This window comes from Comamonas aquatica (assembly GCF_018064205.1).
Taxonomy (GTDB): Bacteria; Pseudomonadota; Gammaproteobacteria; order Burkholderiales; family Burkholderiaceae_C; genus Comamonas; species Comamonas aquatica.
Genome location: NZ_CP072916.1, coordinates 3,342,501 through 3,355,860, shown reverse-complemented (window position 1 = coordinate 3,355,860; position 13,360 = coordinate 3,342,501). Strand labels below are relative to the sequence as shown.

At 62.1% G+C, this 13,360-nt stretch carries 8 protein-coding genes, 2 tRNA genes and 2 rRNA genes (1 of these 12 running past the window's edge); 11 read left to right on the top strand and 1 reads right to left on the bottom strand.

Annotation, left to right across the window (positions count from 1 at the left end; all coding sequences use genetic code 11):
- Positions 1-35: 35 nt before the first annotated feature.
- Positions 36-1,157, top strand: coding sequence for a tRNA 2-thiouridine(34) synthase MnmA (mnmA, locus tag KAQ61_RS15820; protein WP_210929779.1), 1,122 nt, complete (start codon positions 36-38; stop codon positions 1,155-1,157).
- A gap of 143 nt (positions 1,158-1,300) precedes the next feature.
- On the opposite strand, the gene KAQ61_RS15815 is transcribed toward mnmA, so the two are convergent.
- On the bottom strand, positions 1,301-1,588 hold the full coding sequence (locus tag KAQ61_RS15815; RefSeq protein WP_210929778.1) for a hypothetical protein: 288 nt from the start codon (positions 1,586-1,588) through the stop codon (positions 1,301-1,303).
- Between the two features lie 98 nt (positions 1,589-1,686).
- Between KAQ61_RS15815 and KAQ61_RS15810 the strand changes: the two genes are divergently transcribed.
- From KAQ61_RS15810 to KAQ61_RS15765, 10 genes are all read left to right on the top strand, one after another.
- Positions 1,687-2,967, top strand: coding sequence for a glutamate-5-semialdehyde dehydrogenase (locus KAQ61_RS15810; RefSeq protein ID WP_043378669.1), 1,281 nt, complete (start codon positions 1,687-1,689; stop codon positions 2,965-2,967).
- Between the two features lie 69 nt (positions 2,968-3,036).
- Positions 3,037-4,494, top strand: a complete 1,458-nt coding sequence (gene trkA, locus KAQ61_RS15805) for a Trk system potassium transporter TrkA (RefSeq protein WP_210929777.1) — start codon at positions 3,037-3,039, stop codon at positions 4,492-4,494.
- A 16-nt stretch (positions 4,495-4,510) separates the two neighbouring features.
- Entirely contained in the window at positions 4,511-5,977 is a 1,467-nt protein-coding gene (locus tag KAQ61_RS15800; RefSeq protein ID WP_210929776.1) for a TrkH family potassium uptake protein, read from the top strand.
- Between the two features lie 95 nt (positions 5,978-6,072).
- Positions 6,073-7,368: a glutamate--cysteine ligase gene (gene gshA, locus KAQ61_RS15795; protein ID WP_210929775.1), complete on the top strand. Its 1,296-nt coding sequence runs from the start codon at positions 6,073-6,075 to the stop codon at positions 7,366-7,368.
- 220 nt (positions 7,369-7,588) lie between these two features.
- Positions 7,589-8,776, top strand: a complete 1,188-nt coding sequence (locus tag KAQ61_RS15790; protein WP_043378857.1) for a benzoate/H(+) symporter BenE family transporter — start codon at positions 7,589-7,591, stop codon at positions 8,774-8,776.
- Positions 8,777-8,818: 42 nt separating this feature from the next.
- Positions 8,819-9,772, top strand: coding sequence for a glutathione synthase (gshB, locus tag KAQ61_RS15785; protein ID WP_210929774.1), 954 nt, complete (start codon positions 8,819-8,821; stop codon positions 9,770-9,772).
- A 370-nt stretch (positions 9,773-10,142) separates the two neighbouring features.
- A 16S ribosomal RNA gene (locus KAQ61_RS15780) occupies positions 10,143-11,671 on the top strand.
- An 85-nt stretch (positions 11,672-11,756) separates the two neighbouring features.
- A tRNA-Ile gene (locus tag KAQ61_RS15775) sits at positions 11,757-11,833 on the top strand.
- Between the two features lie 24 nt (positions 11,834-11,857).
- A tRNA-Ala gene (locus tag KAQ61_RS15770) sits at positions 11,858-11,933 on the top strand.
- Between the two features lie 375 nt (positions 11,934-12,308).
- Positions 12,309-13,360: ribosomal RNA gene (locus KAQ61_RS15765) — 23S ribosomal RNA — on the top strand (it continues 1,826 nt past the right edge of the window).
- The 16S and 23S rRNA genes sit together here with 2 tRNA genes alongside, the layout of an rRNA operon.

The window sequence follows — 13,360 nt, the reverse complement described above, 5'->3', positions numbered from 1 at the left end:
CAGCGCCGCCGCCCACCTCCGGGGATAATTTCGCTATGACTAAGCACAGAGTGGTCGTCGGCCTGTCCGGCGGCGTGGATTCGGCGGTGACCGCCTATTTGCTCAAGCAGCAGGGCCATGACGTGGTCGGCATCTTCATGAAGAACTGGGAAGATGACGACGACAGCGAGTTCTGCTCCAGCCGCCAGGACTTCCTGGACGCGGCCAGCGTGGCCGATGTGATCGGCATCGAGATCGAGCACGTCAACTTCGCCGCCGAGTACAAGGACCGCGTGTTCGCCGAGTTCCTGCGCGAGTACGAATCCGGCCGCACGCCCAACCCCGATGTGCTGTGCAACGCCGAGATCAAGTTCAAGGCCTTCCTGGACCACGCCATGCGCCTGGGGGCGGAGAAGATCGCCACCGGCCACTACGCCCGCGTGCGCCAGAACGCCACGACCGGCCTGTTCGAGCTGCTCAAGGGCCTGGATCCGTCCAAGGACCAGAGCTACTTCCTGCACCGCCTCAACCAGGCCCAGCTGTCCAAGACGCTGTTCCCCGTGGGCGAGCTGCACAAGACCGAGGTGCGCCGCATCGCCGAGGAAATCGGCCTGCCCAACGCCAAGAAGAAGGATTCCACCGGCATCTGCTTCATCGGCGAGCGGCCGTTCCGCGACTTCCTGAACCGCTACATCAGCAAGGAACCCGGTCCCATCCTGGACGACCGCAACCGCAAGCTGGGCAAGCACGTGGGCCTGAGCTTCTACACCCTGGGCCAGCGCTCGGGCCTGGGCATCGGCGGCGTCAAGGACAAGGGCGCGGCGCGCGGCGCGGGCGACCATGCCCCCTGGTTCGTGGCCGCCAAGGAGGTGGAGAAGAACATCCTGCGCGTGGTGCAAGGCCATGACCACCCGCTGCTGCTGTCGCACCGTCTGGACGCGGACAACGCCAGCTGGGTGGCGGGCCATGCCCCCGCGCCCGGCACCTATGGCTCCAAGACCCGCTATCGCCAGCCCGATTCGCCGGCCGTCCTGGGGGCTTGCCCCAGCGCCACGCAGTTCCGCCTGGACTTTCCCGAGGCGCAATGGGCGGTCACGCCCGGTCAGTCGGCCGTGCTGTACGACGGCGAGGTCTGCCTGGGTGGCGGCATGATCGCCGCCGTCGATCCCCAGGACTGAGGCCGGCGCCACGGCGGGCCGCAGAACCGGCCACGCCCCCAGCCCAGGCCAACACCAGGCACGCTTGCGTGCCTTTTTTGTGCGCAAAATTTGGGTCAAATCATGCGCTAGCGCTTATCCATCCTGCGCAGGATGCTATGGAATCAGTCGATCAGTTGGGCGCGGGCCTTGGCCATCCAGCCGTGCAGGTGGGTGTGCAGGTCGCTCTGGCTGAAGGAGCAGCTTTCCTCGGTGAACAGGGCGCTGGACTCCAGCCGGTCCAGCAGTTGCAGCAGCACCGGGCCGTAGCGCTCGGGCAGGGCCGCCAGCAGGGCATGGGCGGCGCGCGCCTGGTCGTTGAGCTGCGCGGCGCTGAGGCTGCCGTCCTCCAGGCGCAGCAGGGCGTCGTCCAGGGCCTGCAGCTGCAGCAGGGCGTCGGTGTGGGCGGTCATGGCCGTTCTCCTCGGTGGCGGGGTGTTGGCATGCAGTGTAGGGCGCGGCAGACAGCCCTGTCACCGCACAGACCTCGCTTCTCGGCGAGAATCTGGGCATGAACGCGCTGAACATTGCCGAAACCATGCAGACCATGGGTTTGCAAGCAAAAGTGGCTGCAGCCCAGATGGCACGGGCGAATGCTGCTACCAAAAGCAAGGCCTTGCTGGCCTTGGCACGCCTGCTGCGCGACAACGTCGCGGCGCTGCAGGTGGACAACGCCCGGGACCTGGAGCGGGCCGTGGCGAATGGCTTGTCCGACCCGATGGTCGACCGCCTGCGCCTGACGCCCAAGGTGCTGGAGACCTGCGCCCAGGGGTGCGAGCAGCTGGCCCACATGCCGGATGTGATCGGCGAGATCTCGGGCATGAAGCAGCAGCCCAGCGGCATCCGCGTCGGCCAGATGCGCGTGCCCATCGGCGTGTTCGGCATGATTTACGAAAGCCGCCCGAACGTGACCATCGAGGCCGCCAGCCTGTCCATCAAGAGCGGCAATGCCTGCATCCTGCGTGGCGGCTCCGAGGCCATCGACTCCAACAAGGCCCTGGCTCGCCTGGTGGCCCAGGCCATGGCCGAAGCCGGCCTGCCCGAGCACGGCGTGCAACTGGTGCAGACCACGGACCGCGAGGCCGTGGGCCAGTTGATCGCCATGCCCGCCTATGTGGACGTCATCATTCCGCGTGGCGGCAAGGGCCTGATCGAGCGCATCAGCCGCGACGCCAAGGTGCCGGTGATCAAGCACCTGGACGGCAACTGCCACACCTATGTGGACGACCCCTGCGACATCGAGCTGGCCGTCAAGGTGACCGACAACGCCAAGACCCAGAAGTACAGCCCCTGCAACGCCACCGAAAGCCTGCTGGTGGCGCGCGGCGTGGCGCAGGAGTTTTTGCCCAAGATCGGCGCCATCTTTGCCGCCAAGGGCGTGGAGATGCGCGGCTGCCCCGAAGCCCTGGCCATCCTGCGCCAGGTCGCCGGCGCCCAGCTGGCCGAGGCCACCGAGGCCGACTGGAGCGAGGAATACCTGGCCCCCATCATCAGCGTGAAGGTGGTGGACGGCCTGGACGCCGCCATCGCCCACATCAACCGCTACTCCAGCGGCCACACCGAGGCCATCCTGACGCGCGACCACGTGCACGCCCAGCGCTTTTTGCGCGAGGTCGACTCGGCCAGCGTCATGGTCAATGCCAGCACCCGCTTTGCCGACGGCTTCGAGTACGGCCTGGGCGCGGAAATTGGCATCAGCACCGACAAGTTCCATGCGCGCGGTCCGGTGGGCATCGAGGGTCTGACCTCGCTCAAATACATCGTGCTGGGCGAAGGCGACGTGCGCAGCTGAAGCCCGCAGGCCGGACGGCGGCAATCGGCCGCGCGGCCTGGGCAGGTGCCTGCATCACAAGGACAGGGCATGAAGATCATCATCTTGGGGGCGGGCCGGGTCGGCTACAGCGTGGCGGAGAGCCTGGTCTCCGAGCGCAATGACATCACCGTCATCGACACCGATGCCCAGCGCCTGCAGGAGCTGCAGGACCGGTTCGACCTGCGCGGGGTCATGGGCAACGGCATCGACGTGCAGGTGCTGGCCGAGGCCGGCGCCGCCGACACCGACCTGCTGATTGCCTGTGCGGCCCAGGACGAAACCAACCTGGTCTGCTGCAAGATCGCCCACATGGTGTTCGGCGTGCGCACCCGCGTGGCGCGCGTGCGGGCGGCGGGCTTCGATGTGTCGCAGCCGCTGCTGGGCCCCGAGGGCTTTGCGGTGGACACCATCATCTGCCCCGAAACCTCGGTGATGCGCTACATCCTGAAGCTCATCGAGTACCCCGATGCCCTGCAGGTGCGCGAGTTCGCCGGCGGGCGCGCCTGCCTGTCCTCGGTGCGCGCGCGGCTGGGGGCGCCGGGCGTTGGCATGCGCATCGGCGACGTGCGCATGCACCACCCGGAGCTGGCGATGCGCATCGTGGCCATCTACCGGCGCTTTGCCGACGAGCCCGACCGTTTCGTGCGCTGCGACGGCAGCACCCGCATCGAGCCGGGCGACGAAGTCTTCGTGCTGGCCGCCAGCGAGCATCTGCAGCAGATGCTGAATGTCTTTCACCGCCCCAGCGGTCAGCCGGCGCGGGCAGTGCGTCGCATTTTGATAGCAGGCGGCGATCCGGTCAGCCTGCACCTGGCCCAGGCCCTGGCGACCGAGCCGGGGCGCTTCATCGTCAAGATCATCGAAAGCGATCCGCGCCGCTGCGAGGTGCTGGCGGCGGCCCTGCCCAGCGAGGTGCTGGTGCTGCAGGGCAACCCCACGGACGAGGACCTGTTCGCCGACGAGAGCGTGGAGGAGACGGACCTGTTCCTGGCGCTCACCGAGGACGACGAGAACAACATCATGGCCAGCCTGCTGGCCAAGCGCATGGGTGCCAGCCGCGTGCTGGCGCTGATCAACCGGCGCAGCTATGCCGACCTGATGCACGGCACGCAGATCGACATCGCGCTGTCGCCCGCGCAGGCCATGCTGGGCGAGTTCCTGGCCCATGTGCGCAAGGGCGACGTGCAGGCCGTGCACAGCCTGCGCCGCGGCGTGGCCGAGGCACTGGAGATCGTGGCGCGCGGCGACCGCAAGAGCTCCAAGGTGGTGGGGCGCCCGGTGGAGGCGCTGAAGCTGCCGCCCGAGGTGCACATCGGCCTGATCATCCGCGGCCTGCCGGACACCGAGGACATCCAGGCCCAGGCCGAAGGGGTGGAGCCCGAGGTCATCATCCCGCACAGCCACACCGTGATCGAGAGCAACGACCACGTGGTCTTCTTCCTGCCCAACAAGCGTTTGGTGCAGGAGGTGGAGCGGCTGTTCCGCGTCAGCGCCACGTTCTTCTAACGCGCAGGAGCGCTGCATGCAAGACCTGTTTCCCGTACTGCGCGTGTTGGGCGTGCTGCTGGTGTTCTTCGCCCTCGGCATGACGGTGCCGCTGGCGGCCTCCTGGTGGCTGCAGGATGGGGTCTGGCCCGCCTGGCCGGCCGCCATGGCGACCACGGCGCTGGCCGGGCTGCTGCTGTGGTTCTGCATGCGCCACCACAAGCGCGAGCTGCAGCCGCGCCACGGCGTGATCCTGGTGACCCTGGTGTGGGTCTGCCTGCCGCTGTCGGCGGCCCTGCCGATGATGGCGGTCTACCACCTGTTGGGGCGCGAGCTGCCTTTCACCTATGCCTATTTCGAGGCCGTGTCCGGGCTGACCACGGCGGGCTCGTCCGTGCTGTCCAACCTGGACGAGCTGCCGGTGTCGCTCAACATCTGGCGCACCTTCCTGCAGTGGGTCGGTGGTATGGGGATCCTGATTCTGGCTGTGGCCATCATGCCGCTGCTGGGCGTGGGCGGCAGCCAGATGTTCCGCGCTGAGGCGGCCGGCCCGGTCAAGGACACCAAGCTGACACCCCGCATCACCGGCACGGCCAAAGGCCTGTGGGGGGTGTATGCGGTGTTTTCCGTGTCCTGCATGCTGGCCTACTGGCTGGGGGGGATGGAGCCGCTGGACGCGCTGATGCACATGTTCACCACGGTGAGCCTGGGCGGGCTGTCGTCCCATGACGCCAGCTTCGGCCACTTCCAGTCACCGCTGCTGGAGGCCATCGCCTTCGTCTTCATGGTGGCGGCCAGCTGCAATTTCGCGCTGTACTTCGTGGCCATGCGCAAGGGCAACTGGCAGGGCTTCTGGCGCGACCCCGAGATGCGCGCCACGGTCGGCGTGCTGCTGGGCAGCAGCGTGCTGGTGTCGCTGCTGCTGTGGGGCAAGGGCGTGTACGGCCCGCTGGAGGCCTTCCGCTACGGCATGTTCAACACCGTCTCGGTGGCCACCACCACGGGGTTTGCCACGGTCGACTACCTGGGCTGGCCGGTGTTCGCCCCGTTCTTCATGCTGTTCCTGTCGGGCATGGCCACCAGCGCTGGCTCGACCGGCGGGGGCATCAAGATGATGCGCATGCTGATTCTGTTCAGCCAGGCGCGGCGTGAGCTGACACGGCTGGTGCACCCGCGCGCCGTACAACCGGTGGTGCTCGGTGGGCGTGTCGTGGATAACCGCATGATTTTTGCCGTTCTGGCGTTTATGCTGGTGTATGGCGGCACGATTGTGCTGCTGAGCATGGTGATGATGCTGACGGACCTGGACCCCATCACGGCGTTTTCGGCCGTGGTGGCCAGCGTGCACTGCCTGGGACCGGGGTTGGGCAGCATCGGGCCGGCCTCTTCGTACGCGGGGCTGACGGACTTTCAGATCTGGGTCTGCACGCTCGGTATGTTGTTGGGGCGCTTGGAGATTTTGAGCTTTCTCGCACTGCTGACCCCTGCATTCTGGCGCCGGTGAGTGAGCACCTGCGTATGATTCAGGGCATAAGGGTAAACACTTAAGTTTGCAGCGATTACCTACAATTACATAACCACCGTCGTTCGAGGACATACATGGTTCCACATCTCATCACCGCTTTGACCGGGCCGATCAACGAGCTTGAGCAGCGCATCATCGACTCCATGCCAGCCATTGAACGCTGGTTCCGCCTGGAGTGGATGGAGCACACGCCGCCCTTCTACAGCTCGGTGGACATCCGCAATTCCGGTTTCAAGCTGGCCCCTGTGGACACCAACCTGTTTCCCGGCAACTGGAACAATCTGACCGACCAGATGCTGCCCCTGGCGGTGCAGGCCACCATGGCGGCGATCGAGAAGATCTGCCCCGAGGCGCGCAACCTCCTGATCATTCCGGAGAACCACAATCGCAACCCCTCCTACCTGATGAACCTGGCGCAGCTGCAGCGCATCTTCAAGATGGCGGGGCTGAATGCGCGCCTGGGCTCCATCAGCCCGGACATCAAGAAACCCACCGAGCTGAGGCTACCCAACGGCGAGACCGTGCTGCTGGAGCCGGTGATCCGCAGCAAGCGCCGCATCGGCCTGAAGTACTTCGACCCCTGCACCATCCTGCTGAACAATGACCTGTCGGCCGGCGCGCCGGGCATCCTGGAAGAGCTGTACGAGCAGTACCTGCTGCCCCCGTTGCACGCGGGCTGGAGCGTGCGCCGCAAGAGCCGCCATTTCCAGAGCTACGAAGAGGTGGCCAAGCGCTTCGGCAAGCTGCTGGGGATTGACCACTGGCTGATCAATCCCCTGTTCGCCAAGGTGGAGCAGCTGGACTTCAACGAAGGCACGGGCCTGGACAACCTGGCCACCCAGGTGGATGCGTTGCTGACCAAGGTGCGCCGCAAGTACAAGGAATACGGCATCAAGGAAAAACCCTTCGCCATCGTCAAGGCCGACAACGGCACCTATGGCATGGGCGTGATGACGGTGCGCGACGCCAAGGAGCTGGACGACCTGACCAAGAAGGCACGCAACAAGATGGGCATCATCAAGGATGGCCTGTCGGTGCAGGACTTCATCATCCAGGAAGGCGTGCAGACCTCGGAGCGCATGAACGACGCCGTGGCCGAGCCCGTGGTCTACACCCTGGACCGTTATGTGGTTGGCGGCTTCTACCGCATGCACCCCGAGCGCGGCATCGACGAGAACCTGAACGCCCCCGGCTCCAGCTACGTGCCGCTGGCGTTCGCGCACAGCACCCACATGCCCCAGCCCGGCATGCACCCCGGTGCCAGCGCGCCCAACCGCTTCTACATGTACGGCGTCATCGCGCGCCTGGCCATGCTGGCCGCCAGCTATGAGCTGGAAGCCACCAACCCCGACGCCGAGGTCTACGACTGAGGCCCTGGGCAGGACACGACCGTGGTGTAAAAAGAAGAGCTGCCAGCGCTGGTTTTTCAAGGAATGCAGATGGAAATCTATTGAAAATCCTTGTAAAGCAAGCGCAATCAGCTTCTGTTTTCTAAGCGCAGCCCCCGGGTCTGCGCTTTTTTTATGCCGTCGTCCCCGGCGTGCCAGAACCGGGTGGCGCTGCGCGGTGGCTGTGCGCACAATGTGCGCCATGCAATTTTTCAGAGACTTCAGCCTGTCGGCGCTGAGTGCCGGTTTTGTGGCGGTGTTGGTGGGCGTGACCAGCTCGGTGGCCCTGGTGTTCCAGGCGGCCCAGGCCTTCGGTGCCACGCCGGCACAGATCAGCTCGTGGATGTGGGCCCTGGGCTGGGGCATCGGTCTGTGCTGCGCCGTGCCCTCGCTGCTGCTGCGCAAGCCGGTGATGGTGGCCTGGTCCACGCCCGGGGCCGCAGTGCTGGCGGCCGCCGGGGTGGCGGGCGGCTTCAGCATGGCCGAGGCCGTGGGCGCCTTCATCGTCAGCGCGGCGCTGATTGCGCTGTGTGGCTTCAGCGGCTGGTTCGAGCGGGTGATGGACCGCATCCCCGCCGCGATTGCGGCGGCGCTGCTGGCCGGGGTGCTGGCCCGCTTTGGCCTGCAGGTGTTCGAGTCGGCGCAGACGGCCCTGCCCCTGGTGCTCAGCATGCTGCTGACCTATGTGCTGTCGCGGCGCCTGTGGCCCCGCTATGCCGTCATGCTGACCCTGATGGCCGGCATCGCCTGTGCGGCCTGGCAGGGGCAGATGCAGTGGTCGCAGGTGGAGTGGCGCCTGGCCCTGCCGGTGTTCACCACGCCCAGCTTCACCTGGCAGGCCTGCATCAGCGTGGCGCTGCCGCTGTTTGTGGTCACCATGGCGTCGCAGAACCTGCCGGGGGTGGCGGTCATCCGCACCGCCGGCTATGCGCTGCCCGTGTCCCGGTTGGTGGGCACCACCGGCGTCGTCACCTTGCTGCTGGCACCGTTCGGGGCCTTCGGTATTAACCTGGCGGCCATTACGGCGGCCATCTGCATGGGCACCGAAGCCCACGCCGACCCGGCCAAACGCTACACCGCGGCGGTCTGGTGCGGTCTGTTCTATGTGCTGCTGGGCATCTTCGGGGCCGTGGTGGCCGGGCTGCTGGCGGCCTTCCCCAAGGAGCTGGTCATGGCGATTGCCGGCTTGGCGCTGCTCGGCAGCATTGGCGGGGGGCTGGTGGCTGCGTTGCAGCAGGACAGCAGCCGTGAGGCCGCACTCATCACCTTTCTGGTCACGCTCAGCGGTGTGGTGATTGCCGGCATCGGTTCGGCCTTCTGGGGTGTGGTCGCCGGGGGCTTGACCCTGTTCGTGCAACAGTACCAACCTTGGCGTACAAAAGCGCGCTGAACCTTTTCTTCTTTCTTGATCGGGGCGCTGCCCCAGCCCACCATGCAATTTCTGTTTGTCGCCGATCCCCTGGAATCTTTCAACACCAAGAAGGACAGCACCTTCGCCATGATGCGCGAGGCCCAGCGCCGTGGGCATACGGTGTTCGCGACCGAGCCCCGGGACATCAGCTGGCAGGTGGGGGGTAAGGTGGTGGCCCAGGTGCGGGCCCTGCGCCTGACCGGCGATCTGCACGACTGGTACGAAGAAGTGGGTGTGGCACAGCAGGCGTTGGCCGACTTTGATGCCGTGCTGATGCGCAAGGACCCGCCGTTCGACAGCGAATTCTTCTATGCCACGCACATGCTCAGCCAGGCCGAGCGGGAGGGCGCCAAGGTCTTCAACAAGCCGGCGGCGCTGCGTGACCACCCCGAGAAAATGGCGGTGATGGAATTCCCCGAGGTGCTGGGCCCCACCCTCATCACCCGCAACCCCCAGGACATCCGCGCCTTCCATGCCCTGCACCAGGACATCATCCTCAAGCCGCTGGACGGTATGGGTGGCATGGGCATCTTCCGTGTTGGCCCTGATGGCATGAACCTGGGCTCCATCATTGAAACCCTGAACCAGCAGGGCGCCACCAGCGTGATGGTGCAGAAGTTCCTGCCTGCCATCACCCAGGGCGACAAGCGCATCCTCATCATTGGCGGCAAGCCCGTGCCGTATTGCCTGGCCCGCATTCCGCAGGGCAACGAAGTGCGCGGCAACCTGGCTGCGGGTGGCAAGGGTGTGGCCCAGCCGCTCAGCGACAGCGACCGCGCCATCGCTGACAAACTGGGGCCCATCCTGGTCGCACGCGGCCTGCTGCTGGTGGGCCTGGATGTGATCGGCGACAAGGTCACCGAAATCAACGTCACCAGCCCCACCTGCTTCCAGGAGATCCAGCAGCAGACCGGCTGCGACGTACCGGCGCTGTTTGTGGATGCGCTGGAGCAGGCGGTCCAGGCCGCTGCCTGAGTGCGGCATCAGGCACCCGCTGCAAGCGGGTGCAGGAAATCCAAGGGATTTCCCTCGGAGTGCCAAAAATAGGTATAGAATTGCGGTCTTCGCTGCCCACGACAACTGGCGGCGAGCAAGGAGAAAAAATTCTTCTTGAAAGCGCAAAAAGTTGTGCTACAATACAAGGCTTCGCTGATCACGGCGAAGCAAGAAATCTGAAGTAATTCAGGTTTGCATCTTTAAAAAGATACAGCCGATAAGCGTGGGCGTTTGAAGGCGAATTGCCAAGTTCTTTGGAACTAAAAACAAACGCTCATGGAAATAGAGAAGTGAAGTTCACTTCAATTCCGTTTTTATGAGTGAGTCGCAAGACTTTAAATTCAAGATCGAACTGTAGAGTTTGATCCTGGCTCAGATTGAACGCTGGCGGCATGCCTTACACATGCAAGTCGAACGGTAACAGGTCTTCGGATGCTGACGAGTGGCGAACGGGTGAGTAATACATCGGAACGTGCCTAGTAGTGGGGGATAACTACTCGAAAGAGTGGCTAATACCGCATGAGATCTACGGATGAAAGCAGGGGATCGCAAGACCTTGTGCTACTAGAGCGGCCGATGGCAGATTAGGTAGTTGGTGGGATAAAAGCTTACCAAGCCGACGATCTGTAGCTGGTCTGAGAGGACGATCAGCCACACTGGGACTGAGACACGGCCCAGACTCCTACGGGAGGCAGCAGTGGGGAATTTTGGACAATGGGCGCAAGCCTGATCCAGCAATGCCGCGTGCAGGATGAAGGCCTTCGGGTTGTAAACTGCTTTTGTACGGAACGAAAAGCCCTGGGTTAATACCCTGGGGTCATGACGGTACCGTAAGAATAAGCACCGGCTAACTACGTGCCAGCAGCCGCGGTAATACGTAGGGTGCAAGCGTTAATCGGAATTACTGGGCGTAAAGCGTGCGCAGGCGGTTTTGTAAGACAGAGGTGAAATCCCCGGGCTCAACCTGGGAACTGCCTTTGTGACTGCAAGGCTAGAGTACGGCAGAGGGGGATGGAATTCCGCGTGTAGCAGTGAAATGCGTAGATATGCGGAGGAACACCGATGGCGAAGGCAATCCCCTGGGCCTGTACTGACGCTCATGCACGAAAGCGTGGGGAGCAAACAGGATTAGATACCCTGGTAGTCCACGCCCTAAACGATGTCAACTGGTTGTTGGGTCTTAACTGACTCAGTAACGAAGCTAACGCGTGAAGTTGACCGCCTGGGGAGTACGGCCGCAAGGTTGAAACTCAAAGGAATTGACGGGGACCCGCACAAGCGGTGGATGATGTGGTTTAATTCGATGCAACGCGAAAAACCTTACCCACCTTTGACATGTACGGAATCCTTTAGAGATAGAGGAGTGCTCGAAAGAGAGCCGTAACACAGGTGCTGCATGGCTGTCGTCAGCTCGTGTCGTGAGATGTTGGGTTAAGTCCCGCAACGAGCGCAACCCTTGCCATTAGTTGCTACGAAAGGGCACTCTAATGGGACTGCCGGTGACAAACCGGAGGAAGGTGGGGATGACGTCAAGTCCTCATGGCCCTTATAGGTGGGGCTACACACGTCATACAATGGCTGGTACAAAGGGTTGCCAACCCGCGAGGGGGAGCTAATCCCATAAAGCCAGTCGTAGTCCGGATCGCAGTCTGCAACTCGACTGCGTGAAGTCGGAATCGCTAGTAATCGTGGATCAGAATGTCACGGTGAATACGTTCCCGGGTCTTGTACACACCGCCCGTCACACCATGGGAGCGGGTCTCGCCAGAAGTAGGTAGCCTAACCGCAAGGAGGGCGCTTACCACGGCGGGGTTCGTGACTGGGGTGAAGTCGTAACAAGGTAGCCGTATCGGAAGGTGCGGCTGGATCACCTCCTTTCTGGAAAATGAAGCAGTTCAAGTTTGAACGCCCACACTTATCGGTTGTTGGATGGCAACTGTTAGAGCGCAAGTTCTGATGGATTGGGTCTGTAGCTCAGCTGGTTAGAGCACTGTGTTGATAACGCAGGGGTCGTTGGTTCGAGCCCAACTAGACCCACCAAACTTCCAATGCGAAAAACCCGATGGGGGATTAGCTCAGCTGGGAGAGCACCTGCTTTGCAAGCAGGGGGTCGTCGGTTCGATCCCGTCATCCTCCACCAAGGATTGGTTAGAAAATGATAGCGCCAAGTGGTGCTATAATCGTTGGCTCACCTCAATACAAAAGCAGTCTTGCAAAGACTGCTTTTGTATTGATCGATCCGATCAATAGGCTGTTCTTTAAAAATTCATAGAGTCGAAATCAGCGTTGCTGGCGGAAAGCATGAAACATTGCACCGTGCCGCCAGCAACTATTTGATTGCGTCACACGAATTCAACTAATGAATTCGATGTAATGACGAATCATTCTCTAGGCTGCGTCTGAAAGGATGCAACCGAAGAATCATTCACATTACGGCATAACGCGTGAGGTGCAAGACCTCACCAGTCTTTGAACTCGAAATGGCGAGCTCTGGCAACAGAGATCAAAGTTATAGGGTCAAGTGACTAAGAGCATATGGTGGATGCCTTGGCGATTACAGGCGAAGAAAGACGTGATAGCCTGCGATAAGCTTCGGGGAGCTGGCAAATAAGCTTTGATCCGGAGATTTCTGAATGGGGAAACCCACCCGCAAGGGTATCGTTAGCTGAATACATAGGCTAACGAGGCGAACCTGGAGAACTGAAACATCTAAGTACCCAGAGGAAAAGACATCAACCGAGATTCCGATAGTAGTGGCGAGCGAATTCGGAGGAGCCTTCTAGTGATAGCACGACGGTTAACAAAACGGAATGGAAAGTCCGGCCATAGTAGGTGATAGCCCTGTATGTGAAAACTGACGTGTGGTACTGAGCTAGAGAAAAGTAGGGCGGGACACGTGTAATCCTGTCTGAATATGGGGGGACCATCCTCCAAGGCTAAATACTCGTAATCGACCGATAGTGAACCAGTACCGTGAGGGAAAGGCGAAAAGAACCCCGGGAGGGGAGTGAAATAGATCCTGAAACCGTATGCTTACAAAAAGTCGGAGCCTCGAAAGGGGTGACGGCGTACCTTTTGTATAATGGGTCAGCGACTTACATTCAGTGGCAAGCTTAACCGAATAGGGAAGGCGTAGAGAAATCGAGTCCGAATAGGGCGTTCAGTCGCTGGGTGTAGACCCGAAACCAAGTGATCTAACCATGGCCAGGATGAAGGTGCCGTAACAGGTACTGGAGGTCCGAACCGACTGATGTTGCAAAATCAGCGGATGAGCTGTGGTTAGGGGTGAAAGGCTAAACAAACTTGGAAATAGCTGGTTCTCTCCGAAAACTATTTAGGTAGTGCCTCAAGTATTACCTGCGGGGGTAGAGCACTGTTTTGGCTAGGGGGTCATGGCGACTTACCAAACCAAGGCAAACTCCGAATACCGCAGAGTACAGCTTGGGAGACAGAGCACCGGGTGCTAACGTCCGGACTCAAGAGGGAAACAACCCAGACCGCCAGCTAAGGTCCCTAAAATTGGCTAAGTGGGAAACGAAGTGGGAAGGCTAAAACAGTCAGGATGTT

What these genes read in the sequence shown, in the direction of transcription:
- mnmA (WP_210929779.1), top strand. Translation starts at nt 36, where the DNA reads ATGACTAAGCACAGAGTGGTCGTCGGCCTGTCCGGCGGCGTGGATTCG.
- KAQ61_RS15815 (WP_210929778.1), bottom strand. Translation starts at nt 1,588, where the DNA reads ATGACCGCCCACACCGACGCCCTGCTGCAGCTGCAGGCCCTGGACGAC.
- KAQ61_RS15810 (WP_043378669.1), top strand. Translation starts at nt 1,687, where the DNA reads ATGAACGCGCTGAACATTGCCGAAACCATGCAGACCATGGGTTTGCAA.
- trkA (WP_210929777.1), top strand. Translation starts at nt 3,037, where the DNA reads ATGAAGATCATCATCTTGGGGGCGGGCCGGGTCGGCTACAGCGTGGCG.
- KAQ61_RS15800 (WP_210929776.1), top strand. Translation starts at nt 4,511, where the DNA reads ATGCAAGACCTGTTTCCCGTACTGCGCGTGTTGGGCGTGCTGCTGGTG.
- gshA (WP_210929775.1), top strand. Translation starts at nt 6,073, where the DNA reads ATGGTTCCACATCTCATCACCGCTTTGACCGGGCCGATCAACGAGCTT.
- KAQ61_RS15790 (WP_043378857.1), top strand. Translation starts at nt 7,589, where the DNA reads ATGCAATTTTTCAGAGACTTCAGCCTGTCGGCGCTGAGTGCCGGTTTT.
- gshB (WP_210929774.1), top strand. Translation starts at nt 8,819, where the DNA reads ATGCAATTTCTGTTTGTCGCCGATCCCCTGGAATCTTTCAACACCAAG.